The 24,308-nt window shown below is 67.0% G+C and carries 23 protein-coding genes; 3 read left to right on the forward strand and 20 right to left on the reverse strand.

The annotated features are described in order from the left end of the window. Positions 1-17 precede the first annotated feature (17 nt). Both trxC and SLG_RS20830 read right to left on the reverse strand, forming a co-directional pair. Positions 18-461: a thioredoxin TrxC gene (gene trxC / locus SLG_RS06820; protein WP_014075713.1), complete on the reverse strand. Its 444-nt coding sequence runs from the start codon at positions 459-461 to the stop codon at positions 18-20. Positions 462-579: 118 nt separating this feature from the next. Then, positions 580-1,176 (reverse strand): TonB family protein, encoded by a 597-nt coding sequence (locus SLG_RS20830; RefSeq protein ID WP_158512691.1) that lies wholly within the window; start codon positions 1,174-1,176, stop codon positions 580-582. A 225-nt stretch (positions 1,177-1,401) separates the two neighbouring features. On the opposite strand from SLG_RS20830, the gene SLG_RS06825 reads away from it, so the two are divergent. Continuing rightward, positions 1,402-2,070 carry a peroxiredoxin gene (locus SLG_RS06825; protein WP_014075714.1) on the forward strand — a complete coding sequence of 223 codons (669 nt, stop codon included), beginning with the start codon at positions 1,402-1,404 and terminating at the stop codon, positions 2,068-2,070. Beyond that, a complete protein-coding gene (locus SLG_RS06830; RefSeq protein WP_014075715.1) occupies positions 2,067-2,444 on the forward strand; it encodes an ArsR/SmtB family transcription factor in 378 nt (125 codons plus the stop codon). The genes SLG_RS06825 and SLG_RS06830 overlap by 4 nt, the downstream gene beginning before the upstream one ends. 53 nt (positions 2,445-2,497) lie before the next feature. On the opposite strand, the gene SLG_RS06835 is transcribed toward SLG_RS06830, so the two are convergent. The 17 genes from SLG_RS06835 to SLG_RS06920 form a co-directional block, all read right to left on the reverse strand. Then, a complete protein-coding gene (locus SLG_RS06835; protein ID WP_014075716.1) occupies positions 2,498-4,432 on the reverse strand; it encodes a hybrid sensor histidine kinase/response regulator in 1,935 nt (644 codons plus the stop codon). Between the two features lie 4 nt (positions 4,433-4,436). Beyond that, positions 4,437-5,072 carry a chemotaxis protein CheX gene (locus tag SLG_RS06840; RefSeq protein ID WP_014075717.1) on the reverse strand — a complete coding sequence of 212 codons (636 nt, stop codon included), beginning with the start codon at positions 5,070-5,072 and terminating at the stop codon, positions 4,437-4,439. Then, positions 5,069-5,452 carry a response regulator gene (locus SLG_RS06845; RefSeq protein WP_014075718.1) on the reverse strand — a complete coding sequence of 128 codons (384 nt, stop codon included), beginning with the start codon at positions 5,450-5,452 and terminating at the stop codon, positions 5,069-5,071. Before SLG_RS06845 ends, SLG_RS06840 begins: the two co-directional genes overlap by 4 nt. 83 nt (positions 5,453-5,535) lie before the next feature. Beyond that, a complete protein-coding gene (locus SLG_RS06850) occupies positions 5,536-5,781 on the reverse strand; it encodes a hypothetical protein (RefSeq protein WP_014075719.1) in 246 nt (81 codons plus the stop codon). Then, the gene (locus SLG_RS06855; protein WP_014075720.1) at positions 5,778-7,676 is read right to left on the reverse strand and encodes a chemotaxis protein CheA; all 1,899 of its coding nucleotides are present in this window, start codon (positions 7,674-7,676) and stop codon (positions 5,778-5,780) included. Before SLG_RS06855 ends, SLG_RS06850 begins: the two co-directional genes overlap by 4 nt. Continuing rightward, a complete protein-coding gene (locus tag SLG_RS06860) occupies positions 7,676-8,512 on the reverse strand; it encodes a CheR family methyltransferase (protein WP_014075721.1) in 837 nt (278 codons plus the stop codon). Before SLG_RS06860 ends, SLG_RS06855 begins: the two co-directional genes overlap by 1 nt. Then, the gene (gene cheB / locus SLG_RS06865; protein ID WP_014075722.1) at positions 8,509-9,591 is read right to left on the reverse strand and encodes a chemotaxis-specific protein-glutamate methyltransferase CheB; all 1,083 of its coding nucleotides are present in this window, start codon (positions 9,589-9,591) and stop codon (positions 8,509-8,511) included. Before cheB ends, SLG_RS06860 begins: the two co-directional genes overlap by 4 nt. After that, entirely contained in the window at positions 9,588-10,958 is a 1,371-nt protein-coding gene (locus SLG_RS06870; RefSeq protein ID WP_014075723.1) for a chemotaxis protein CheW, read from the reverse strand. Before SLG_RS06870 ends, cheB begins: the two co-directional genes overlap by 4 nt. Further along, on the reverse strand, positions 10,958-12,874 hold the full coding sequence (locus SLG_RS06875; RefSeq protein ID WP_014075724.1) for a methyl-accepting chemotaxis protein: 1,917 nt from the start codon (positions 12,872-12,874) through the stop codon (positions 10,958-10,960). Before SLG_RS06875 ends, SLG_RS06870 begins: the two co-directional genes overlap by 1 nt. Positions 12,875-13,264: 390 nt before the next feature. Then, the gene (locus SLG_RS06880; protein WP_014075725.1) at positions 13,265-15,604 is read right to left on the reverse strand and encodes a S9 family peptidase; all 2,340 of its coding nucleotides are present in this window, start codon (positions 15,602-15,604) and stop codon (positions 13,265-13,267) included. Between the two features lie 184 nt (positions 15,605-15,788). Beyond that, positions 15,789-16,136, reverse strand: a complete 348-nt coding sequence (mnhG, locus tag SLG_RS06885) for a monovalent cation/H(+) antiporter subunit G (protein WP_014075726.1) — start codon at positions 16,134-16,136, stop codon at positions 15,789-15,791. Next, positions 16,133-16,408 carry a monovalent cation/H+ antiporter complex subunit F gene (locus SLG_RS06890; protein WP_014075727.1) on the reverse strand — a complete coding sequence of 92 codons (276 nt, stop codon included), beginning with the start codon at positions 16,406-16,408 and terminating at the stop codon, positions 16,133-16,135. The genes mnhG and SLG_RS06890 overlap by 4 nt, the downstream gene beginning before the upstream one ends. Beyond that, positions 16,405-16,740 (reverse strand): Na+/H+ antiporter subunit E, encoded by a 336-nt coding sequence (locus tag SLG_RS06895; protein ID WP_014075728.1) that lies wholly within the window; start codon positions 16,738-16,740, stop codon positions 16,405-16,407. The genes SLG_RS06890 and SLG_RS06895 overlap by 4 nt, the downstream gene beginning before the upstream one ends. After that, positions 16,737-18,221: a proton-conducting transporter transmembrane domain-containing protein gene (locus SLG_RS06900; RefSeq protein WP_014075729.1), complete on the reverse strand. Its 1,485-nt coding sequence runs from the start codon at positions 18,219-18,221 to the stop codon at positions 16,737-16,739. Before SLG_RS06900 ends, SLG_RS06895 begins: the two co-directional genes overlap by 4 nt. Then, the gene (locus SLG_RS06905) at positions 18,214-18,588 is read right to left on the reverse strand and encodes a sodium:proton antiporter (RefSeq protein ID WP_014075730.1); all 375 of its coding nucleotides are present in this window, start codon (positions 18,586-18,588) and stop codon (positions 18,214-18,216) included. The genes SLG_RS06900 and SLG_RS06905 overlap by 8 nt, the downstream gene beginning before the upstream one ends. A 2-nt stretch (positions 18,589-18,590) precedes the next feature. Then, positions 18,591-21,320: a hydrogen gas-evolving membrane-bound hydrogenase subunit E gene (gene mbhE, locus SLG_RS06910; protein ID WP_014075731.1), complete on the reverse strand. Its 2,730-nt coding sequence runs from the start codon at positions 21,318-21,320 to the stop codon at positions 18,591-18,593. 324 nt (positions 21,321-21,644) lie between these two features. Then, a complete protein-coding gene (locus SLG_RS06920) occupies positions 21,645-22,283 on the reverse strand; it encodes a TetR/AcrR family transcriptional regulator (protein WP_158512692.1) in 639 nt (212 codons plus the stop codon). 95 nt (positions 22,284-22,378) lie between these two features. Here SLG_RS06920 and SLG_RS06925 point away from each other — a divergent pair, with 95 nt between their 5' ends. Next, on the forward strand, positions 22,379-23,134 hold the full coding sequence (locus SLG_RS06925) for an SDR family oxidoreductase (protein WP_014075733.1): 756 nt from the start codon (positions 22,379-22,381) through the stop codon (positions 23,132-23,134). Between the two features lie 55 nt (positions 23,135-23,189). Here SLG_RS06925 and SLG_RS06930 read toward each other — a convergent pair whose 3' ends face one another. Beyond that, positions 23,190-24,191 carry a sensor histidine kinase gene (locus SLG_RS06930; RefSeq protein WP_014075734.1) on the reverse strand — a complete coding sequence of 334 codons (1,002 nt, stop codon included), beginning with the start codon at positions 24,189-24,191 and terminating at the stop codon, positions 23,190-23,192. Positions 24,192-24,308 lie beyond the last annotated feature (117 nt).

The raw sequence follows: 24,308 nt of genomic DNA on the forward strand, positions 1-24,308 counted from the left end.
CGGCGCGCCGGGGCGGGTCAGGCGCCGGCGAGCGCCTGTCGCGTCCATGCGACAAGCTGGGCCTGATTCATCGCGCCCGCCTGCCGCGCGATCTCGCGGCCATCCCGGAAGAGAATGAGCGTGGGAATGGAGCGGATGCCGTAGCGCGCGGCAATGCCTTGCTCGGCCTCGGTATCGACTTTCAGCAGCCGCACATGCGGCTCCAGTTCGGCGGCGGCCGCCTTGAAAGCCGGCGCCATCGCCCGGCACGGCCCGCACCAGCTTGCCCAGAAATCGACCAGCACCGGGAGGCTCCCCCGGCCGACATGACGATCGAAGGCGCTGGCGGCGACATCCGTGGGCCGACCCTCGAACAGCCGCTCGCCGCAGCGCCCGCATTTGGGCGCCGCACCCATCCTCGCGGCCGGCACGCGATTGGGACTGGCGCATGCGGGGCAAATCACAAGCTCGGGATCGGACATGGGCGTGCTCCGGCTGGACAGGGCTCAGGGGTGAACAATTCGGTGCTATTGTGGAAGATGGTTATACGGCATTTTCGTCCGGAAGCAGCCTTTCGGGAGATGACGGTGTTGGGGGCATTCAATGTACGATAAATTCGATCTGAGCCCAGCGAACATAAGTAATTGGATTACCGGCCATATTTCTCTCCGGCGCAGGTTGCCAAACGCGCTTGATATGATCGCATGCGTTTTCGATAAGTGATGCATCCGACTCAATGTCCGCCGTTCCACATCCTAGGAAGTTTCCACTATCGTCTACACTTACGATGGTCCTGACCTCGGCTGACTTACGAATAGAAGGAGGGGCATCAAGTCGAATCTTGAAATTTGAAGTTTCCTCTGGTTTTAGGGCAGCAGTCCATCCAGGTGGCAGCATGACCGCTCGTCTTTGCCAAATCCCGTAGGTGGGCTTTCCTGTCTCGGAAATCGGGGGTTTGAAGCGTAATCGCTTCATAGAAAGATCGCAGACGATCTTATTGATGACTTCATTTCCTGAGCTTGAAACTATGAGGCATTGCTCCGGGACGCCCGTTGGAGCGATGATGACCTTCACAACAGCAACGCCGCCTCTGCCCTGACGCAATTCGTTCGACGGATAGTCAGAGAAATCAAGCCATCGCTGTCGTTCGCTTGTGGGTTCCAAGACCATTCCAGAAGCAACGAGTGCAGCAACCAACGTTACTAAAGGCATTCCGATTTCCCCATAGACGCCCTTGGAATTTCGTCCTTCCTAACACGGGCCTCCAGGTTGGCAATGTCGACCACAACTGATGCTGACCGTCATGACGCCCGAGCAGCGGCCGTCCTGTCAGGTCCAATCGGTCCCCAAGCTTAGTCGTTTACGCTCATGGTGTAAGCGTCTAGGAAAAGGGTTTCAGGATTTGCCCCAGGGAGCAGGCGTTTGAGTTCCAGTGATGCATATGCCGGCGAGCCGGTGAGGGCGCTCCAGATCGGGGATCCGGCGCCCAATTTCCGGGCCCGCACGACGATGGGCGACCTCAACCTCTCCGATTATCGGGGGCGCTGGTTGCTGCTTTTTTCGCATCCGGCGGATTTCACGCCCGTCTGCACCAGCGAGTTCATCGCCCTGTCGCGTGCCAGCGCGCGTTTCGAAGCGCTCGATTGCGCGCTGCTCGCGATCTCGGTCGACAGCGTTTATGCCCATCTGGGCTGGATCCGCGCGATCCGCGACCATTTCGGCGTGACGGTCAGCTTCCCGATCGTCGAGGATCCCTCGCTTGTCATCGGCCGCGCCTATGGGATGCTCGCACAGGATGCGCCGGACGCCGCGACGCTGCGATCGACCTTCTTCATCGATCCCGACGGGATCATCCGCGCGATGCTCTGTTATCCCGCGACGGTCGGCCGATCGGTGGAGGAACTGCTGCGCGTCCTCGCCGCGCTGCAGCGGGTGGACAGCAAGAATGTGGTCACCCCGGAGGGTTGGCGGCCGGGGGATGACGTGCTGCTCCCGCCGCATCAGGACCAGCGCTCGGCGCTCGCGGAGGCGGACGAAGAGTGCTGGTTCCACCGCACCCAGCCCGACGCACCGGGAGGACGCGGCGCGTGACGAGCTTCACGGATGGCGAGCTCGACGCGATCACCATTGTCCTCAAGGCGCTGGCACATGATGTGCGGCTGCGGCTCATGCGGACCTTGCTCGACCATGGCGAGACCTCGGTCAGCGAGCTCGAAGCCCTGACGGGCGTGGGCCAGCCCGGCCTCTCGCAACAGCTTGCCGTGCTGCGCAAGGCGGAGCTCGTGCAGACGCGGCGCGAGGCGAAGCTGGTTTTCTACAGCCTTGCGCCGCAGGGGCTGCATGGGGCGGCGCAGCTGCTGGCGGCGCTTTCCCGGACGGCGCCGGGAGAGGCGAGGCCACGGCCGGGCGGCACGCAGGCGCGCGTGCGCGGATCGGCAGCGACTTTCGCGCGGATGCTGGAATAGTCTGCGCCGACGGTCCGACGCACAGGCGCCGCTCCCGTCCGGTTCGGCAGAGCTTATTCGCTCATCGCGCGATTGATCGCATCCTCCAGTTCGGCCTGCGAGAAGGGCTTGCCGAGCTTGACGACCCGCAGCGTACTGTCGGTGGGGACCTCGCCATAGCCGGTGGCCAGAATGACCGGCAGGCCGGAGCGCTCGGACACGGCCTGTTCCGCGAGCTGGATGCCGGTCATGTTGGGCATCGCATGATCGGTGATGAGCAGGTCCAGATCGGGCGTGGTGCGGATGATCTGCAGCGCATCGGCACCCGATGCCGCTTCCCACACGCGATGGCCGAGATCTTCGAGAAATGCGGCGGTGTTCATGAGGATCAGCGAATCATCGTCCACGGCCAGAATGTTCAGATTGTGCCGCGCGACGGGGGGTGAGGGCTGAGCCGGCGCCGCGCCCGGAGAAGGGGTGGCATGCCGGGATTCGGGGAGCCAGAGCGTCGCGCTGGTGCCCTCGCCGATCGCGCTCTGCAGCGTGAACGTGCCTTCGAGCTGGCGGGCCAGCCCATGGATCATCGAAAGGCCAAGGCCCGTCCCTTTCCCCACGCCCTTGGTCGTGAAGAAGGGCTCGGTGGCGCGGGCCAGCGTCTCGGCATCCATGCCCGAGCCGCGGTCGATGACGCTGATCCGGACATAATGCCCCGGCGCGAGATCGGTGAGTTCGCCCGCCTCGACCGTCGAGAGATCGGCGTGGATGGAGATGGGGCCGCCGCGCGGGGCGGCATCGCGCGCGTTCACCAGCAGATTGATGAGGGCCATTTCCAGCTGGTTGGGATCGGCGAGAACGGGCGGCAGATCCTCCGACCAGCGGAAATCGAGCGGCCAGGATGGGCCCAGTGTCCGCTGGGCCAGCTCCCTCATGCCCGCCAGCAGCTCCGGGACGGCGATCTGCTCGGGCGAGAGGTCCTGCCGCCGCGCGAAGGCGAGCATGCGCTGGGTGAGGGCGGCACCGCGCTCGGCACCCTGCAGCGCATTGTCGATGAGCCGGGTGAGGCTGGGATCGTCCGGCAGGCGCTTGCTCAGCAGCGCGAGGCTGCTCGAGATTGCCATCAGGAGATTGTTGAAGTCATGCGCGACGCCGCCGGTGAGCTGGCCGATCGCTTCGAGCTTCTGGGCCTGGCGCAGGGCCTCTTCGGTCTGCTGCCGCTCGACGACTTCCCGCTGGACTCGCTCTTCCAGCGTCTCGTTGAGATCGCGCAGCGCGCTTTCCAGTGCCCGGGCCTTGGTGACATCGTAGATCACGCCGATCAGCCGGTAGCCCGATCCCTCCGGCAGTATCTCGCCCCGCCGCGCAATCCAGCGGCGCTGGCCATCGTCATTGCGAATGATCTCGAACTCGGCGTCCAGCGTCTCGGGAACATGGCTGCTGCGGGCATCCGGCAGGATGGGCTGCGCGCCGGGGACGAGGACGGCGTTGATCGTCTGGACCGGCAGGACCGACGCAGGATGCAGGCCGAGCAACCGGCAGAATTCCGCCGAGACCGCCGCCGTCGCATGCCCGTCCACGAACTCGAAGGTGCCGACGCCGCCGGCCGTCTGCGCGATGCGCAGCCGCTCCTCGGCGCGCTTGCGCTCGGTGACGTCGACAAGCAGGCCGATGAAGCGGCGCGGCTGGTCATAATCGTCGCGCTCGCACTGGCCGCGCCCGTGCATCCAGAGTGTCGTCCCATCCGGGCTGACGACCCTGAATTCCTTGGAGAAAAGCTCGGCGCCCGCCATCATGCCGGCGACCGCGATCTTGATGCGTGCCCGGTCCGCCGGATGAATGGCCTTGAAGAAGGCCTCGGTCGGCAGTCCGGTCAGCGCCTGCCCGGCATCCAGACCATGGAGCGCCGCGAAGCGCTCATCCACATCGAGGCTGTTCTCGCCGATGTTCCATGCCCAGGTGCCGCTCGCGCCCATCGCAGCCAGAGTGAGCTGTGTCTGCTCGAAGCCCAGCATGGTCTCAGAAGTCTTCGCCGACAACGCGCATGATGAACTCGCCGAGCAGTTCCTTGAGCGCGGCCATGGAGGGCAGGTCCAGGATCATCGCGATGTAGCCGCGAATGTCCCGGCTGCGCACCGCGAAATCGATGTAGAGAAAGAGCACGAGCCCCTCTGCCCCGTCATGCTCGGCGTCGAACAGGCTCCCGCCCGAACCGCGCACGACTTCCGGGATCGTCATGACCAGCGATCGCTTGAGCATGTTCGCCATGGTCGCGAGGCAGGAGTTGAGGATGATATTGCCCGTCTCGGCAAGCGCTTCCTGCTCCAGGTCGAGGACTTCCTGAACGCTGAGTTCGCCGCCGGTCACAGCGCGCACCAGCTCAAGGCTGTTCGTCTCGGGAAAGATGAGCAGGGCGCGCCCCGAGAAGGAGCCGGAAAAATCCTGCCGGACCGCGACCAGCTCGCTCACTTCGCGCTCGCTGATGAGGCGTGCGGCGCGGCGCTGGCTCACGACTTCGATGGACGGGACGGACAGCAGGACCTGCTCGCCGATCATCTTGCGCAGGCTCGACGCCGCGCGGCTCACCCCGATATTAACGATCTCCGTGAGGGCATCACGCTCCAGTTCGGACAGGATGAGAGTCTCGGCGCTCACACGTTTTTCGATCTGAGCCGAAGGGCCGCGCCGGAAATGAAGTTCGCAAGCCCCTCGCTGGTCACCGGCTTGGCGATGAACGCCGCGCCGACCTCGCGGGCACGGGCAATGACCTCGTCCTGGATATTGGCTGTGATGATCGCGAGTGGCATATCTGGTCGCATAGCGCGCAGCTCGGCGGCAAGTTCCAGCCCATCCTTCTCCGCCATGTTGAAATCGATCAGCGCGACGTCGACCGAGGCGGTCTCGAGAGTCTCGAGAGCCTGTGCGGCGCTGCCGGCTTCCAGCTTCTGCCAGTCGGGCTGAATGGCGGCCAGTGCCTTGCCGGCCACGATCCGGGCCAGCTTGCTGTCATCGACGATCATTACGGTAACGGCCATTCGAGGGCTCCAATAGTCTATTCTGCCTGGCGGCTATATTTTCCCCCTATAGTGGGGCGAAATTTACCCGATACTCTTTTTGTTCACCCCGTGCCTTTTCTCAGTTCGGGCAGGACGAAGGTTTCCAGGAAGCCATTGGCGCAGGATCCGACGAGGTTCGGCCGCGTCGCGAACAGCACCTGGATGACGGCAAGATGCGCAGACGCGAGCGCGCTGATGTCGACCGACCGGCCCGGCACCTGCTGGAGCGCGATGAGCAGCGTCTCGGCCTCTTCGACCGGGCAGGCGCCTTCGAGGCGGATGACATCATCCGCGATATGCACGCTCATGCCGCCAGCTCCGCAAGATCGAGGACGAGGAGCACGGTTCCGTCGGCGAGCAGGGAGGTCCCGATGACCGCGGGCAGGCGCGCGATCAGGCCGCGCCGCTCGCTCACCACGGCATCGAGCCGCTCGCCGAAGGCCGCGACGCGGAAGGCGACCGGCTCGCCGGCGGCCTGGCTCACGATCAGCCGTGCATGACCGGACTCTTCCCGGCCGCCCCCAAGCGCTTCGCCGAGATCGACGACCGGGACGGTGCGATCGCGGATCACGCAGGCTTCGCCCCGGCCCAGCTGCTGAATCCCGGACGCGGGCAGCCGGACGGTCTCGGCCACCTGATCGAAGGGCACGGCATAACGCTCGCCCCCGGCATGGATGGTGAGCAGGCGCGTGGTGATGGCGGCGAGGGGAAGCAGGAGACGGATGGCCGTGCCGGTGCCGACCGCGCTCTCGATCTCGATGGTGCCGTGCAGCCGCTCGACCGCCGCGGAGACGGCATCCATGCCGACACCGCGTCCCGAAACGTCGGTCACATGCGCAGCCGTGGAGAAGCCGCGGGCAAAGATGAGGCGAATAGCCTGCATGTCGGTGAGGTCGGCTGCATCGGCCGCGTCGATCAATCCCCGGGCCACCGCACCCGCCCGGATCTGGTCCGCCGATATCCCGCGACCATCATCCGTAAGGCTGATGACGAGACGCTCCCCCCGCGCCGCGATGGCGAGCGTGACCTGTCCCTGCGCGGGCTTGCCGGCCGCTGCCCGCTCTTCCGGCGTTTCGAGGCCGTGGTCGATGGCATTGCGCACGAGATGGAGCAGCGGCTCGAACAGTCCGTCGGCGATCTGCTTGTCGACCCGCGTGTCGTCGCCAGTCAGGGTGAAGTGGAGCGGCTTGCCGAGCGTTGCGCCCAGCTCGCGCGCAAGGCGGGGCAGCCGCCGCAGGATGGGCTGCAGCGACACCAGCCGGACATCGGCGACGGACTGTCGCAGCGCCGTGCTTGCGCGCTCGATCCCGGCCTGCGCGCGGCGGAAGGCCATGCCGAGCGCCGGATCCCGGGCGGCGATCTCGCTCGCCAGCGCCTGCAGGGCGTGGACCGCGACGACAAGTTCGCCGGTCTGGGTCGCAAGCCGATCCAGCCTCGCGCCATCGACGCGCAGCACGGATTCGCCGCTCCCGGCGGTAACGGCTATGCCGTCGTCCGGGTCAGGGCCCGTGTCGGGCTTTGCTTCTTGCGCGGCCTCGATTTCGATCTGATCGGGCACGAGCCGGAAGGCGGCGCGCACGGCATCCGCGCTCGCGCTGCTCGTGCCCTCGAACCGCACCATGCAGCGAAAGGGATCGAGCAGATCGAGCGGCGGCCATGGCTCTGCCGGCAGCATCTCAAGGGAAAGAAGGCCCGGCACGGCGGCCAGAGTCGCGAGCGGATCCTCCCCGCGAAAGAAGCATTCGGGATCGGGCGTGAAGCGGAAAGCCGTCATGGCGCCCGGCTGAGGGGCCTTCGGTTGGGGCGCTCGCGCGGCCTGAGCGGAGCCGTCCTCAGCCAATGCCGCGACGAGCTGCGCGGCGATGGCCGGCGCATCGTCACTGAGCGCCCCTTGCGCTTCCATCGCGTCGATCCATCGATCGACCTGATCGATTACCGCGACCAGCGCCTCCATCTGGCGCGCCGTCAGTGCCACGCCCGTCCGGCGGGCGCGGTCGAGGAGCGTTTCGGCCGCGTGGAGCAGCGCTTCGGCCGGCGCCATGTCGAACAGCGCGACGGAGCCCTTGAGCGTGTGGGTGGCGCGGAACAGGCTGTCGAAGGCCCGCGCATCCGCCATGTCCGCCGAAAGAGCGCGCAGATCCCCATGGGCCTGCCCGACGAGATCCCGCCCTTCGATCAGAAACTGTACGAGCAGATCGTCCATCAGTCGCGACGATAGACGATTGCGTCGTCAAGTCGAACCATCGTGAACCGGTCGTCGATCCGGGCCATGGATTCGCTGTGGCCAAGGCACAGATGGCCACCCGGATGGAGCGCGGAATGCAGATTGGCCGAAGCCTGCTGCCGGGCACTCTCGTCGAAATAGATGAGAAGATTGCGGCAGAGGATGACGTCGAACCGGCCGAGCGCCTCGACCGAAGCGGCGTCGATCAGATTGGCTTCCCTGAAGATCACGGATTCGCGCAGATCCTCGATGATCCGGTTACGATCCCGTGGCTCGGGCGTGAAATAGGCCTGCCGCACGCCATGAGGCAGGCGGGCGAGCGCGCGCGCGCCGTAGCGCCCGGCGCGGGCTGCGGCGATCGCGTCGCTGTCGATATCCGACCCCACGATCTCGACATGATAGGCATCCACCAGCGGCCAGTGCTCCAGCAGCCAGATCGCAATGGAATAGGGCTCCTCGCCGGTGGAGCAGGGCATCGACCATATCCGCAGCAGGTCGCCGGGCTGCTTGGTGCGGGCGATGGCGGGGAGGATCGTATTGCTCAGCGCCGCGAACTGATAGGCCTCGCGGTAGAAATAGGTCTCGTTGATCGTGAAGGCATTGATGAGCGACCGGCGCTCGGCCGTGTCGTGCAGCAGGGCGGCGAGATAGCCGTCCACGTCCGGGCTGCCAGTGCGGCGCATGCGCTCGGCGACCCGGCGTTCCACATAATAGCGCTTCTTCTCGCCGAAGATCATGCCGGTCCAGCGATGGAGCAGGTCGCCGAGCCGGGCGAGCTGGTCCCCGGTCAGCAGCGGCGGCTGGTCATCGCTCATCCGACGGCCCAATCGATGAGCTGCGGCGCGATCTCCGGCAAGGGCAGAACGAGATCGGCGCCGTCAAGCGCGACCAGCGTACCGGGCATGCCCCACACCACCGATGTCCCGGCATCCTGCGCGATGACATGGCCGCCACCCTGGCGCAGCGCCGCCATGGCTTTCGCGCCGTCCGAGCCCATGCCGGTCATCAGCACGCCCACCAGAGCCTGCGCACCCAGCGCCGCGATGGCGCTCTCGACCAGACGGTCCGCATTCGGATGCCAGTGCAGATCGGGGCGGGCAGGCGCGGGCATGGCGACGACCCCGCCGGAACGCCGCGAAATCAGCAGGTCCGCATCGCCCCGGCCGATATAGGCGTGGCCCGGCTGGAGCGGCATCGGCCGCGTCACCTCGACAACGCTGATCGCGCAGCACCCATCGAGGCGGCGCGCGAGAGGGCCCGTGAAGCTCCGGGGCATGTGCTGCGCGATGACGATGGGCCAGGGGAAGTCCGCCGGAATGGGTTGGAGCAGCATGTCGAGAGCGGGAGGACCGCCCGTCGAGACGCCGACCAGCACGGCCGCGATGCCTGCGAGCCTGTCGCCGGGCTTGGGTCTGGGGGCGGGCTTCGCTGGCCGGGCGGGTCGCGGCGGCCTTGCCGTGCGCAGCCGCACCCGGTCGGTGAGCCGGGCGGCGCGCGAGAGACGCGCCCCTGCTGCGGTCCGGACCTTCTGCACCAGCAGGCCCGCGACATTGTCGATCTCGAGCGAGAGCGGCCCGCGCGGCTTGGCGACGAAATCGACCGCGCCGAGCGAGAGCGCTTCGAGCGTTTCCTCGGCGCCTTCCTCGGTCAGCGAGGAGACCATGACCACGGGGGTGGGCCGCTCGACCATGATCCGGTCAAGGCAGGCAAGACCGTCGAGGCTGGGCATGTGAATGTCCAGCGTCACCACGTCGGGCGCGAAGGCATGCACTTGTTCGAGCGCCTCGCCGCCATCGCGGGCGACCGCGAGATCAAAGCCGCCGGCCTCGGTGAAGATCTCCGTCAGGAGCTTCCGCATCAGCGGGGAATCGTCAACGATGAGGAGTTTGGTCACGCGGGTTCGGCCAGTGTCCGCTCGAAGGCCTGCAGCAGATCGGCCTCGACCTGATCGAATAGCGCATCCGCCGACAGGACGAGCGCGAACCGCTCCCCGCCATCGAGGGCGAGCACGCGCTCGAACGGCCGGGTGCGGTTGGTGCCGAGCGTGCCTGCGTCGCGCAGCAGTTCGGCCGGGGCGCGGACAATGCCTGCCACTTCGTCGACCTTCAGGCCGGCGGGGGCACCGGCGATGCGGCACAGAAGAACGGCTCCGCCGCGCACGGGACGGGCGACTTCTCCCAGATGGACCGGCAAGTCGACGATCGGGGAGGATTCGCCGCGCAGTCGGCCGAGCCCGGCCAGGAAAGCCGGTGCGCCCGGCAGTCGGGTGATCCTGTCGGGGACGCGCGCGACACCGTCGATCGCCGCAAGCGGAAAGCCGAGCCGGTGGCCGCCAACGCGTACCAGCAGCAGTGCTTCGGTCTCGGCCCGTGCGCCCGGCGCTGCCGGCGCTTCCGGCCGGGCGGGCGCGAGGCGTGCGATCTGGTCGCGGCTGAGCAGGTCCCCTGCGGCGAGGACGGAGACGAGCCGTTCCCCGGCAACCGGCCGATAGATGCCTGCGACCACCGCTTCGGCCTCTCCGCGCAGCAGAGCGGCCGGCACGGGATCGATGCGCGAGACCGGGGCATGAATCACGCGATCGACCGCATCGACCAGCAGGCCGACGCGCTGCTGCCCGATCACAGCGACCAGAATGCGCGCCCCGCTGGTCTCTCCGCGCGGCAAGGCCAGCAGCGCCGCGAGCGACAGCAAGGGCAGAAGGCCGCCGCGATAATCGAGCGTGCCCAGCGCGACACCGTCGCTGCGGGGAAGGCTGGCGACGGCCTCGGGAACGCGCAGCACCTGCTCGACCTCGTCGAGCGGCAGAGCGAAATGCTGGTCGCCGAGCATGAAGCGCAGGAGGGGCAGGCGATCCTCATCCTGCACTGCTTCGACGGCGCGGGTCGCCGCCGGGCCCCGGCCGCCAAGCGTCCTGCGGTCCGGAAAGATGTCGGCGAGGCGTGTCTCGAGCGGAGGGCATTCCGGCGCATCGTCGGGGCCGACCACTCCCTCGACCGTGTCGATCGCCAGTGCGAAGCGGCTGCCGTTCTCGATCAGCAGGAGCCGGCTGGGCGCGCCGTCCGGCCTGTCCAGCAGACGCGACAGGGCAATGACGGGGGTGGCTTCCCCGCGAAGATTGGCCAGCCCGATCAGCGCGGGCGGGGCGAGCGGCACCGCCGTGAGAGCGGGCAGGGGAGCCACCGCGCGCACCTGCGCGGCCGGTATGCCATAGCGCACGCCGCGGGCATGAAAGGCAAGCAATGGCTCGGCGGCCTGCGCCATCAGCCTTGCGCACCGACCAGCGATGCCGCGAGCGCCGCAATATCCTCGATGGCCGCGGCAAGATCCTCGGCGACCTGCGCCTGCTGCGCGGCGGCCGAACCGGCCTCGCGCGCGGCCGTCGCGGCGAGTTCGGCTGCCATGGCGATCTGGTCGCAGCCCTGCCGGACCTCGGTCGCCGAGCGAAGGATCGCGTCGGCGCGGTCCAATATCGCCTCATTGGCGCCGCGCGCGTTTCCGAGGTCGAGAGTCATGGCGTCGAAGCGCTGGATCATCGCTTCGTTGCGGCCGATCTCGGCCTCGCTTGCCGCCACGCTCTGGTCCAGATCGCGCTGCGCCGTAGCGAGCTGGTCCTGGATGGAGCGCACGACATCCTTGGCATCCTCGGCATTGGCCGCGCCTTCACGGGCGAGCTTGCGAATGTCGGCCGTGACCGTCGCGAAACCGGCGCCCGCCTCGCCGGCACGCGAGGCTTCCACCGTGCCGCTGACCGCGAGCATGTTGGTCTGCAGCGCGACCAGAGCGAGCCCGTCGCCGATCTTCTCGATCCGGCGGGCCGTGGCGCCGGCCGTCGCGAGTTGCTGCAGGACAGCCCGCGTCTCGGCCACGCCGTTGGAGACATTGGCGGCGAGCGTTCCGACGCCGCTGCGCGCTTCGGTGACCCGCGTCACAAGGTCGCGGACGGTAGCGGACGCGTCGCTGGCGAGGCCATGCGCGCGCCCCGCGCTGCTCTCGATCTGCGCCATTGCCGTGCTGGCCTGCAGGGTCGCGGCGCTCTGCACCTGCGCCCCGCGCGCAATCTGCTCGAGCGCCACGAGGATCTGGCTGGAGGCGCCGGAGAGCTCCTGCACCATGGCAGAGAGCTGCTCGGCGGCCGTCGCGACCTGCTCGATCAGCGTCTGATCGCCTTCGCTCGCTTCCAGGCCGTTGGTCAGCCCGCCGAGCGCCTCGGCAATCTGCTGGCTCTGCTCCAGCGAAGCGGCCTGCTGCTCCATGGCCTGCTGTGCCTCGGCCCCCGCGGCGGATTGCTCCTCCGCCGCGCTGGCCACCTGCTCCGCGCCCCGCTCCGCCTCGTTGGCGGCGATATTCGCTTCTCCCGCCGCTGCCGCGATCGCCCGGGCGCCGGCCAGCAATGCGTCGAGCTGGCCACGCCCCTCCTGCAACGACGCGGAGATCGCGGCACCATTCTCGGCTTCGCGCGTCGCCGCTTGCGATATGGCGCGGATACGGTCCGCCGCGGTGCGAATTTCCGTCACGATATCGGTCGCGAGCTGGCGGATGTCGCGGGCGCTGTTGTCCGACGTGTCGGCGAGCTCGCGCACTTCGTCCGCGACGATGGCGAATCCCTTGCCGCCGTCTCCCGCGCGCACGGCCTCGATGGAGGCATTGAGCGCCAGCATGCCGGTCTGCTCGGAAATGTCGCTCACCGTCTCGCCCACCGCCGCGATGCGATCGGCGGCGGCCTCCAGTCGCTCGATGATCGCGACCGAACCCAGCTGGCGGCGCGCGTTGAGTGCGATGGCCGAGATGGAGGCATCGATCTGCATGGCCGCATCGCTGAACCCGGCCTGCAGCATTTCGGTCTGGCGCAGCGCGGCGCCGGCCTGCTCGGCCGCATGCGCAAAGGCGCTGCGCAGCTCGCCGATCGACCCGAGCGATTCCTGTGCCGCCCCGGCCGCTTCCTCGGCCCCGGTGGAAATCTGATCGACGGCGCGCTGGAGTTCTCCCGCCGCCGCCGCCGCTTCGCCAAGGCCGCTGGCCAGTTCCTGTGTCGCCTGATCGATACGATCGACCGCGCTGGTCGCGCGGCGCGACCGGGGCTTGCGCGACGGGGGAGGCGGGGGAGGCGTCGGTTCGCCCGCTGGCGCTTTCGCCATGGAGCCGCGCTTTGCCAGCGTGGCCTTCTTCACCAATGCCATGGTCGTTCGTCTTTCATTCGATGCGGAAAGAGGGGAGCCCAATGGCGCTTTCCAGACGCGCCATTGCCTTGCAAGCGTAGTCCGAGTGAAGGGCAGGGACCATGCGGGGATCCAACCATCACGATTAATCCGGGGCAGCGCAAGTGCGTTTGTCGGCGGGGTGGTGGTGAGATGGGGCGGGACCGCATGGAGCAGGCGCATCCCATCGCTATCCGCAGAGGGACTTTCGGTTCCAGCCGGCCGGACCCGGCGATCTTCAGGCAGCCGGATCCCGGATCGAGTCCGGGATGACGTCGTTCGGGACGAGATAGGCTCGCTCAGTTGCGGTCTTCCGCCGGGCTCGGCCGCCCGGCGCCGCCTATGCGCCAGGGCGGGTTTCCGGACGGGCGCTCAGTGGGCGACCGGCACGGTTCCGCCCGGGGCCGATGCCGGCATCCTGTTCCAGTCCGGCGTGCCGACGCCGGCGAGGTGGCGGAGGAAATAATCATAATGGCGGCGCAGGCCGTAATCGACGGGGCCGACCGAGCGCAGCACGCCATGCTCGCCGCCGGGCACGGTGAGCATGTCGAAATCCTTGCCTGCGCGGATGAGCGCGTCGGCCACCTGATAAGTCGATGCGGGGTCGACGTTCATGTCGAGCTCGCCGACCACCAGCATCAGCTTGCCCTGAAGGCGCCAGGCATTGTCCACGCCGGAGGAGGCAGCGTAGCTCTCGTCGAGCGGCCAGCCCATCCAGGCCTCGTTCCAGCTGATCTTGTCCATGCGATTGTCGTGGCAGCCATTATAGGCGATGCCTACCTTGTAGAATTCGGGGTGGAAAAGCATCGCCATCAACGTGTTCTGCCCGCCCGCCGAGCCGCCATAGATGCCGACGCGGTCGATGTCGTACCAGCTGTATTTAGCGGCTGCGGCCTTGTGCCACAGGATGCGGTCGGCAAGACCGGTGTCGCCGATGTTCTTCCAGGCGACATCATGGAAGGCCTTGGAGCGGTTGAGCGTGCCCATGCCGTCCATCATCACGACGATGAAGCCGAGATCGGCGAGCGACTGCATGCCGATCGTCTTGTCGCCGCTGGACTGGTAGCCGAACGGCCACCATTTCTTGGGCACGAAGCTGGAATGCGGGCCGGCATAGATGTTCTCGACGACGGGATATGTCTTGTTGGGATCGAAATCGCGCGGGCGCACGATGACGCCGTAGATGTCCGTCTTGCCGTCGCGGCCCTTGGCGACGAACGCTTCGGGGGACTTGAAACCCGCCGCGACGAGGCGGCTGATGTCGGCCGTCTCGACCGTGGCGATCATCGATCCGTCACTGGTGCGGCGCAGCTCGGAAACCGGCGGCAGGTCGATGCGGGAATAAGTGTCGACATACATCGACATGTCCGGCGAAAATGCGACGTCGTGATAAGCATCGACCGTGGTGATCGGGGTCAGGTTCCGCCCGTCGAAATCGATGCGGTAATAATGCTGGAGATAGGGGTCCTCTCCGGGCCGCATGCCGCCGGCGGCGAACCAGATCTGCCGTTTGGCATCGTCCACCTTCACCACTTCGCGCACGACCCAGTCGCCCCGGGTGATCTGGTTCTTCACTTTCCCGGTGCGGCCGTCGATCAGGTACAGGTGGTTCCAGCCATCGCGCTCCGACATCCAGATCACCTCGGCGCCGAGCTCGCCGACTTCGTGGTAGAACTCGCGACCCGAGCCGGTGTTGATGAAGGTTCGGGCGCGCTCCTCCACCGCCGTGCGCGGCGTGCCGTCCCGCGCATCGACTTCGATCAGGCGGCCCACCTGATGGCCGCGCTGATCGAAGGTGAAGCTGAAGCTGGCGCTGTCCTTGCGCCACTTGAACTTGCCCATGCGATAGGGATTGGCGAACAGCGCCTCGGGAATGGCGATCTGCTTCCCGGTCTCCGCGTGAAAGAGCACCGGCCGGTCGATGTCCACGGGGTCACCCGGCTTGGGATAAAGCTGTACGATCACTTTCGGCTGGACCTGATCGCTCGGCGAGGTGATGACGCGCGTCACCTCGCGGCGATAGCCCGGAATCACGCGATAGGCGGCGAGCTTCTTTGAATCAGGCGACCAGACGATGGACTCCGGATCGTAGAAATTGGCTTCCGACCCATCGAAGCTGATCCGCTTCCATTGGCCGCCGACGGGACGGATCGCGATGTTGAAATTCTCGACATAGGCTTCCCACTTGCCGTCCGGGGAGCGGCGCGGCGTGTTGATCGCCGGGACCGTCAGGTCGCGGACGACGCCGAAGCCGCGCGGCTGGCTGGTGCGCGGTGCCTGCGCGCAGACCGAGTCCGCGATGGTGCAGCGCCAGCCGTCCTCGGCGTAGCGGAATTCGAACGCCTTGCCGTCCGTCGTGTAGCTGATCCGCTCGAAGGGCAGGCGCAGCGGCTCGAATGTCTGGTTCATCGCCCTGCTGAGCGAAGCGGCGATCGCCGTCTGGTCGAAGGCCGCGCGCTTCGTGTTCGTGGCGCTGTCAAAAGTGACGAAAGCGAAGCCGCCCTCCACCGTCTTGCGATAGGTGAAGCCCTGGCCGCCTGGCAGCCATTGGGCCGGCTCGGCGACGTCGCGAGTCAGGTAGAGCCAGGACTCCTGGAGATGAACCGAGCGCTGGATATCCTCCGCGCTCACCTGCGCGCCGGCGGGCGTGATGCTCGCGAAGGCCAGAAGGGGCGCCATGGCCATCAATGCCAACCGGTTCATTCTCATCATCGCCCCTGTCCTGCGTCTGGCGGAAATTCGTATGCAATATACGATTGTTTAGCAAGGCGGATGTGGGATCTCAGGCGGTTTGGAGAAACTGGAGAAGCGGGATCCCGGATCGAGTCGGGATGACGCAGGAAATGGCTGAAAAGCGCGCTTTTCTCGCGCCAAGTCTGCGAACTCCTCCTCGCCGCTATGCCGTTTCCTCCGGCTGGTCTTCCGCCCGCTCCAGTTTGCCTTCCAGCGGATCCTGTTCCAGCCCTTCGAGCTTCGTGCCGGAGACATAGGCGGCTCGTCCGAGCAATTGCGCGCCGATCGGCAAGGTCAGCAGCAGGAAGAGAATGACGAGCGCGCCGGTCATCATCCCGTCGAGCGTGCCGGACAGCATGACCCCCAGCAGCATCAGTGTGGCGCCGAGCGTGCCGGCCTTGGTGGCGCTGTGCATGCGCTGGAGCGGGTCGGGAAGCCTGAACACGCCGATCGCGGCCACCAGCAGGAAGAGCGCCCCGAGCGAGAGGAGCAGCATGGCAAGCAGGATCAATCCTTCCTCCTCTTGCGTTCGAGGAACACCGCGAAGGCCGCAGTCGCCACGAAGTTGATGAGAGAGATGCCGAGCGCGAGATCGAGAAAGGCGCCCCGGCCCGTGCCGATCGTCCCGATCGCGGCGAAGCCCACCGCGATTGCCGTCAGCATGTCGAGCGCGACGAAACGATCGACGAAGCTGGGGCCGCGCACCATGCGCCAGCCCGCGAAGAGCAGCGCGAGGGCGAGCACGATGGCAAGATAATCCGCGAGGGCAGGCAAATCGATCATCGCTCGAGTTCCCTGATCCAGCGCTCATAGAGATGCTTGAAGCGCGCAACGGTGGCCTCGGCATCGGCCGTGTCGAGCACATGGACATAGAGGCGCTTGCAGTCCCCGGAGACGTGAAGGCAGGTGGAGCCGGGCGTGAGCGACGTGAAATAGGCGAACAGCGCCACGGCCCACGGCCGTTCGAGCGCCACGGGCACGACGACGATCGCGGGGGCGGTGCGGATGGCGGGGGAAAGGACGATGCGCGCGACGCCGAGCGAAGCGACCAGCAGATCCCACAGGAAAATGAGCGCCAGCAGCAGCACGGCACGGGCACGGCGCAGGAGCGTCATGAGGCGCCTCCCGAAAGCGCGCCGATCGCCTGCGCGGAGAGCCGGGCAACGATCCAGAGCCATTGCGGCATCAATCCGATGGCGAGGGTCGCGGCCGAGAGGATGGACATCGCGACAAGGCCCGCGAGCGGAACACGCCGCACGGAGCGCCCATGCGGTTCCTTCCAGCACGCGTCCGACCAGAAGACGGATACCGAGACGATCGTCATGAACCCGGCAATGAGCGCGATGCCGCCCAGCCACGCCATGCCCGCGTCCAGGCTCTCGCGGATCACGATGAACTTGGCCCAGAAGCCGGAGAGCGGCGGGATGCCCGCGAGCGAGAGGAGCGGTACGGCCAGCACGGCCGCGAACAGCGGATTGGTGCGCACCATGCCGCCGGCCCGCGTGAGATCCCAGCTGCCGCTCGTGCGCCGGATCAGCCCGGCTCCCAGGAACAGGTTCGCCTGCACGATGATCGAGTGGATCATGTAGAAAACGGCAGCGGCAATGCCGTCGGCCGTCGCCAGCGCCAGCCCGGCCATCATGTAGCCGACCTGCGCGACGACATGATAAGAGAGGATGCGCCGCATGTCGGTTTGCGCCAGCGCCCCGGCGACGCAGACGATCATCGTCGCCGCGGCGATCCAGCCCAGGAGCGGGACCAGTTGCGCGGCACCGACGCCGCCCGTGCCGATGCCGAATATACCCGCCAGAACGATCAGCAGGGCATAGAAACCCATCTTGGTGAGCAATCCGGCAAACACCGCGACGGCAGCCGTCGGCCCGGTATGATAGGATGCCGGAAGCCAGAGGTGAAAGGGGAAGAGCCCTGCCTTGAGCGCAAAGCCCCCCAGCAGCAGGGCCGCAGCCACCGCCGAGGCGAAACTGGGCGGGCGATGGGCGAGCGCCGCGCTTGCCGCACCGATATCGAGCGTGCCCGTGATGCCGTAGATGATCCCGACGCCCAGCAGGATGAAGGTCGCCGCGAGCATCGCGAAGCTGGCGTAGCGGATGGCGCCATCGATCTGGGCCGGCTTCCGATCGATGGTGAGGAGGCCCAGCGCGGCGATCAGCGCGAGTTCGAACCATACATAGAGGTTGAACAGGTCGTGGGTGAGGAACGCGCCGTTCACGGCACCGATCAGCGCCAGCGTGAGTGCGTCGTAACCGGCCCGGCGGCGGCGGGGGCCGACATCGACAAGCGCATAGAGGGCAGCGGCGAGCGCGACGAGCGCGGTCACGACGACCAGCGCGACACCGGGCAGCGCGGCCGTGAAGCTGATCCCCATGCCCGCCGGCCAGTTGCCGAACACGATCGCCGGCACGCTCCGGCTTTCGCTCGCCCGGACGAACAGCAGGATGGACAGTGCCAGCAGGGCCGCCGAGACAGCCACATTGCCCGCCGCCAGCACGGCCACATGCCGGCGAAGGATGAGCGCGGCCACGGCGCCCAGCAGCGGCAGCAGGATGGGCGCGACGAGCAGCCAGCCGTCAGTCATCGACAGCCTCCCGCTCGCGGGTCGTGCCGAGGCGCTCGGCCGCATCCACGTCGCGCGCGTCGACCGAGCGAACGGACCGCCAGGCCCGCAGCACCAGCACGGCGAACATAACGGTGAGCGCGAAGCCGATCACGATGGCGGTCAGGATCATCGCCTGGGCGATCGGATCGGCAGCGTCGCCCAGCACCTTCTCACCGTCCCGGATGATCGGGGGCTGGCGGCTCGCCAGGCGGCCGGTCAGGAACAGCAGCAGATTGACGCCCGTGGCAAGGAGCGACAGGCCGAGCAGCATCCGCACGAGATTGCGGGACAGCACCATGTAGAGCGCGCAGGCCAGGATCCCGGCGCCGGCAAGGGCATAGAGCATTGTCACCGCGTCGCCTCCCGCTGGAGGCCGAAATGGAAACTCAGCATGGCGCCAAGGACGACGAGATAGACGCCCAGATCGAAGATCATCGTGGTGCCGAGCTTGGGGAGCCAGCCTTCCGGCTCCCACCACAAATGGGTCAGGAAGGGCTGGCCCGACGCCATGCCGGGAAGGCCGCTCAGCAGCGTGCAGGCCATGCCGATGCTGACCAGCGTGAGCGGAGAGAGCCGCAGGGTTCGCTCCGCCTTGTCCACGCCATAAGCGAGGGCAATCAGCGCGAAGCTCAGCGCCGCGACCAGCCCGCCGACGAAACCGCCGCCCGGCTGATCATGCCCGCGCCAGAGGATGACGAGGGACGCGACAAGGAGAAGTCCCGCGATCCAGCGTCCGGTGACGGCCAGCGAGAAATGCACCGGCGGCGGACCGGAGACCGGCGCATCGCCGCTGCGCGCGGCAAGCAGGGAGCCGGCAAGCACGGCGGCCACCGCGATCACCATCGTTTCGCCCAGCGTGTCGAAGCCACGGAAATCCACGAGGATCACGTTGACGACATTATGCCCGCGCGCGGCGACATAGCTCATGCGCCCGAAGAAGCTGCTTGCCGCCGACACATGCTCGCCGGCGGCCATGTCGAGGATGCCGAGGCACAAAAGCCCTGCCAGAGCGGTGGCGATCAGTGCATCGCGCCCTCGCATGGCCGGCGCGCGCGTGGCAGGGGCGGCGAGCGGCACGGCAAGCAGCAATGCGGTCAGCAACACCACCAGCAGCGCCTCGACCGTGAACTGGGTGAGCGCCAGATCCGGCGCACCATGAGCCATGAAGCTGATGGCGATGGCGAAGCCCGAGAGACCGGTGGCGATCATCGCCGCCAGCAGCGTGCGCGCGCGGGCAGCCATGAACGCACTGGCCAGCCCCACCAGCACCACGATCGCCTCGCCGATGCGGACCGGTTCGGCAGCCGGCAAGCGCGGCAGGGCGCCGGCCGCAATCACCGACCAGCCGACCAGCAGGGCGACGCCGCCGATCACCATGGCCAGATAGCGGCGCAGATCGCCATGCTGAAGGCGCTCGGTCAAAGCGCTGGAGGCAACCGTCAGGCCTCTGAGGGATTCCTCCCAGATCGGCTCGATCGCCATGGCATCGATCCGCCTTGCACGGCGCAGGCGCAAGTGGATCGGCCCCCAGAAGCGCACGATCAGCGCCCCCGTGGCAATCACCACCGCGCTCAGCAGAAGCATGGGCGTGACCCCGTGCCAGACGGCGATATCGACCTCGACCGCGCGGCCATAGACCGCCGCGACCGCCGGGCGCAGGGCGATCCGGGTGATCCATTCGGGGTCCAGGCTGATGGTGAGGCCGGCCAGCGCGAGCACCAGAGGGGGCGCGACCAGCGAGAAGGTCTCCCCATGGCGGATTTCCGTGATCTTGCCGCGATTCAGGAAGAAGGGCCGCATGGTGACGACGCCGGCAACGCCCACCATCACCGCGTTGACCATGACGGCGATGGCGAGAGGCGCCAGCTCCCAGCTGCTCTCCAGCTGCGCCTGGAACAGGAATTCCTTGGAGATGAAGCCCATGAATGGCGGGATGCCCGCCATCGACAGGCTGGCCCCCAGGCAGGCGAGCGCGGTGAGGGGCAGGAAGCGGGCAAGCCCTCCCATGGCGCGGAGGCTGTACAGGCCGGTCGCGTGCAGCACCGACCCTGCGCAGAAGAACAGCGCCGCCTTGTAGAGAGCGTGGGCGAGCAGGAAACCGATCATGGCGACCGAGGCCGCCGGGCCATCCAGCCCCACCAGCATGACGAGGATGCCGAGCGAGGCGATGGTCGAATAAGCAAGGGCGGACTTGAAGTTCTCCGCGCGCAACGCCTGTATGGCGGCAAGCAGCATGGTGATGCAGGCGACCGTCACGAGCAGGCTGCGGCCCCAGCCGGTCACGCCGATCACCGGCTCGAAACGGGCAAGCAGGTAGATGCCGAGCTTCACCATGGTCGCTGAATGCAGGAAAGCGGAGGCCGGCGTGGGCGCTTGCATCGCATTGGGCAGCCAGAAGTGGAACGGGAACTGCGCGGACTTGGTGAAGGCGGCTATGAGGATGCAGACCACGACCGCGTCCCCCCAGCCGCTGGCCATGAGGTCCCGCCGCCGGTCGATCGCTTCCGCCATCGAATAGCTGCCGAGCGCATGGCCGATCATGATGACGGCAGCAAGCAGGGCAAGGCCGCCCAGCGCCGTCACCTGCAACGACATCAGGGCAGCGCGCCGCGCACGGGCACTGCGACCATCGAAGCCGATCAGCAGGAAGGAGAAGATGCTCGTCGCTTCCCAGAACAGCACCAGGACCAGCAGGTTTTCAGCGAGAACCGTCCCCAGCATCGCCGTCATGAAAAGCAGGATGTAGGAGAAGAAGCGCGCCCGGTCCGTCCGCGACTTGTTGGTGAGATAGCCGCCCGCATAGATGGTGACGAGGCCGCCGATGCCGGTGATGAGCAGGCAGAACAGGAAGGAGAAGCCATCCAGTCGCAGGGTGATGTCCGCGCCAAGCCAGGGGGCCCAGTTTCTTCCCTCGCCGCGCACCCAGCCGCGCTCCACGATCGGCGCCAGCGAGAGGAAGGCCGCGAGGAGACCGAAGGGCAGCAGGGAAATGACCAGACCGGCGCCCCGGCCGATCAGGCGGGCGGCAAGCGGCAGCAGGGCTGCCCCGATCAGGGAGGCGAGCAGGATCAAAAACATACGCGCCCTTCCTTTGACCGGAGCCGCACATAAAGGCCAACAAAATAAAGGCTAAATCCTCCGGTGCACCGCGCAGCAGACGTCGCGGCGGGTTTCGGCGCGATGCTGGGTGATGATGGCAAGGGGTGGGGCGCTGGTCCGACTAGCAGCCGTCGCCTCGAGGGACATGGAGGACGGCTGCCAGCCGGTGGGGCCGGTCTCGCGGGGGAGGGCGAGAAGGTCGGCCTTCACCCTGATACCCACTGGGCGTTTCCGCAGGGATGCCGTTGGGTAACAAATGATGGCCGGACCGTTGCGATGACGCGCATGGGCCTTGCCGGCTGCTCACGCGCCAGAGGCAAGGCCACGGGCGGGGTTTTTGCAAGCGACCAGCTGCAGATAGCCGAGGCAGGCGCGCGGCAGTTCCTGGCGCAGCCGCTCCAGATCCTCTTCCGCGGTGCCCGCCTCCATCACAACGCGAACCGTGCCGCCCAGCAGCGCCGCGAGCATGAACGCCGCTGAATCCGGATCGGCGAAGCGCGCGTCGGGAACAGACCTGAGCAACGGGCTGATCGCCCCGACCATGAGGTGCTTCGCCCGGTTCATCAATTCCTCGAGATTGAACTCGGTCGCGATCCCGTAAATGGCGCGCGAGGAGACCAGGTCGGCCATCTTTGCTTCGAGCCACGCGGCGGCAAGGCCTTCCGCGACGCTTTGCAGATCGCGTCCTTTCAGACGCGCGGCGGCCTCCAGCATGGCCGTCACGATCAGATCGAGCTGCCGCTCGACGATCGCGAAAAGCAGCGCCTGCTTGTGCGGATAATATTGATACATCGTCCCGACCGAGACACCGGCCCGTTCCGCCACGCGCGTGGTCGTGAGCCGCCCGACCCCATCCGACAGCAAAACCTGAATGGTCGCGGTGTGGATCGCCTCGATCGTCACCGCCGAGCGCGTCTGCCGCGGCGTTTTCCGGGGTTTCAAGAGGTCGGGTGAGGGGCGGTTCATATGCGAATTCCAAAACTGAAGGATCATTCATATCTTAGCGACGCAGACCCCCCATCACAAGGACAGACATCATGAAGACCATCCTCATCACCGGCTGCTCCACCGGCTTCGGCCGCGAGACCGCCCTCTATTTCCTCGAACAGGGCTGGAATGTCATCGCGACGATGCGCGACCCTGCCGCCAGCAGCCTGCCGGTGTCGGAGCATCTGCGCGTCCTCCCGCTCGACGTCACCAATCCGGAGAGCATCGCCGCCGCCTTCGCGCAGGCCGGCGCGATCGACGTGCTCGTGAACAATGCCGGCATCGGCTGGCTGAACGCCATCGAAGGGACGACGATGGAGGTGGTGCACCGGATCTTCGAGACCAATCTGTTCGGCACGATCGCCACGATGCAGGCCGTGCTGCCGGGCATGCGCGAGCGCCGATCGGGCGTGATCGTGAATGTAAGCTCCAGCTCGACCTACAAGCCCCTGCCGCTGCTCTCCGTCTACCGGGCAAGCAAGGCCGCCGTCACATCGCTGACGGAATCAGCGGCGCTCGAACTGGCGCAATTCGGCATTCGCGCAAGGGTCGTCGTCCCGGGCATGGCGCCCTCGACCAGCTTTGCCGACGGGCTGCAGGCGGAAATCATGAAGGGAGGCTGGTTCCCCCCGGCTTACCAGGACTTCGCCGACGAGACGATGGCGGCTCTGCAGGCGGCCGGAGCAGGGGAAGTCACGACGGCGCGCGACGTCGCCGAGGCGGTCTTCCGCGCCGCGACCGATGCGGACTGCCCCATGGTGCTTCCGGCCGGAGCCGATGCGATCGCCTGGGCGAGAGGCGAGTAACGGCGCCTGTCGGGCGGGCGACGAGCCCGATGCGACGCAGGCGAGGGGCGTCCGGTCAGGAGGCGAGGCGGTCCCGTTTCATTCGCAGCGTCACGATCAGGCCGCTTTCCGCCCATTCGTAATCGATGGCGCCGCCAAGCTGGCCCGTGACGCTGCGTTGCACCAGCTTGCTGCCGAAACCGTTGGTCCCGGAGGGCTTCTGCACCTCCGGGCCGCCATGTTCGAGCCAGGTCAGGACGATGTCCTCCTCTTCGGTGATGCTGGACACGTCGAGCGTGCCCGTCGGCATGGAAAGCGCCCCATATTTCATGGAGTTGGTTGCCAGTTCGTGCACGACGAGGGCCAGCGCCGTCGCAGCCGATTCCCCTACGCCCATGCGCTCGACCGCAACCCGGATGCGGCCCCGGTAAGCCCCCTTGTTCTCGTAAGGCGCCAGCAGGACCGACAGCAGGTCGCCCAGCAGCGCCGCATTGCCCTGGCCCTTGGGCAGAGGCCGGACCAGATCATGGGCCCGCCCCAGCGCCGACAGACGCTCGATCAACTCATGCGCCATCTCCTCGCGGGTCCTGGTCGAGCGCAACGATATCGTCGTGAGACCCGATGCAATCGCGAGGAGATTCTTGACCCGGTGGCTCATCTCCCCGGCCAGCAGCTCGTTGCCTTCCTGCGCCTGTTTACGCCCGGTGACGTCGAGGAAGATGCCATACATCGTGCGGCCGACGATCCCGACATCCTCTCCCTGCCCCCTGGCCGCGATCCAGCGCACCTCCTTCTCGACGAGGATGCGGAAATCCGTCTCATAGGGTCCGAGAATCTCGCGTGTTGCCCGGAACGCCGACCGGACGCGATCCCGGTCCGCGGGGTGGATCCGGGCGGACAGCTGCTCGAACGTGACCTTGTCCTTCCTGGGCAGGTCCCACAGCGAGAAGCCCGTGTCATCCATGGTGAACGCGTCGGTATCGACATTCCACGCCCACAGGGCGACGCCGGCGGCCTGAATGGCCCGGTGGAGCTGTTCAGGTCGCCACTGATGGGCCTCGGGCATCTCTGAAGCCAAGATCGGTATCCTCAATGCTTTCGTTCAGACCGGCACAGTCGATCTGGGTTTCATCGGCAAAATCGGAAGATGGGCGAAGCGTTCCCGCGGACAGTCCGTTCACGTGAAGGGATGACT

Origin of the sequence: Sphingobium sp. SYK-6, assembly GCF_000283515.1 — a bacterium.
Lineage (GTDB): Bacteria > Pseudomonadota > Alphaproteobacteria > Sphingomonadales > Sphingomonadaceae > Sphingobium > Sphingobium lignivorans.

What these genes read in the sequence shown, in the direction of transcription:
- SLG_RS06845 (WP_014075718.1), bottom strand. Translation starts at nt 5,452, where the DNA reads ATGGCCGTTACCGTAATGATCGTCGATGACAGCAAGCTGGCCCGGATC.
- trxC (WP_014075713.1), bottom strand. Translation starts at nt 461, where the DNA reads ATGTCCGATCCCGAGCTTGTGATTTGCCCCGCATGCGCCAGTCCCAAT.
- SLG_RS06860 (WP_014075721.1), bottom strand. Translation starts at nt 8,512, where the DNA reads ATGAGCGATGACCAGCCGCCGCTGCTGACCGGGGACCAGCTCGCCCGG.
- SLG_RS06875 (WP_014075724.1), bottom strand. Translation starts at nt 12,874, where the DNA reads ATGGCATTGGTGAAGAAGGCCACGCTGGCAAAGCGCGGCTCCATGGCG.
- SLG_RS06835 (WP_014075716.1), bottom strand. Translation starts at nt 4,432, where the DNA reads ATGCTGGGCTTCGAGCAGACACAGCTCACTCTGGCTGCGATGGGCGCG.
- SLG_RS06925 (WP_014075733.1), top strand. Translation starts at nt 22,379, where the DNA reads ATGAAGACCATCCTCATCACCGGCTGCTCCACCGGCTTCGGCCGCGAG.
- SLG_RS06850 (WP_014075719.1), bottom strand. Translation starts at nt 5,781, where the DNA reads ATGAGCGTGCATATCGCGGATGATGTCATCCGCCTCGAAGGCGCCTGC.
- SLG_RS06900 (WP_014075729.1), bottom strand. Translation starts at nt 18,221, where the DNA reads ATGACTGACGGCTGGCTGCTCGTCGCGCCCATCCTGCTGCCGCTGCTG.
- SLG_RS06890 (WP_014075727.1), bottom strand. Translation starts at nt 16,408, where the DNA reads ATGATCGATTTGCCTGCCCTCGCGGATTATCTTGCCATCGTGCTCGCC.
- SLG_RS06905 (WP_014075730.1), bottom strand. Translation starts at nt 18,588, where the DNA reads ATGCTCTATGCCCTTGCCGGCGCCGGGATCCTGGCCTGCGCGCTCTAC.
- SLG_RS06870 (WP_014075723.1), bottom strand. Translation starts at nt 10,958, where the DNA reads ATGGCGCAGGCCGCCGAGCCATTGCTTGCCTTTCATGCCCGCGGCGTG.
- SLG_RS06880 (WP_014075725.1), bottom strand. Translation starts at nt 15,604, where the DNA reads ATGATGAGAATGAACCGGTTGGCATTGATGGCCATGGCGCCCCTTCTG.
- mbhE (WP_014075731.1), bottom strand. Translation starts at nt 21,320, where the DNA reads ATGTTTTTGATCCTGCTCGCCTCCCTGATCGGGGCAGCCCTGCTGCCG.
- SLG_RS06895 (WP_014075728.1), bottom strand. Translation starts at nt 16,740, where the DNA reads ATGACGCTCCTGCGCCGTGCCCGTGCCGTGCTGCTGCTGGCGCTCATT.
- SLG_RS06855 (WP_014075720.1), bottom strand. Translation starts at nt 7,676, where the DNA reads ATGGACGATCTGCTCGTACAGTTTCTGATCGAAGGGCGGGATCTCGTC.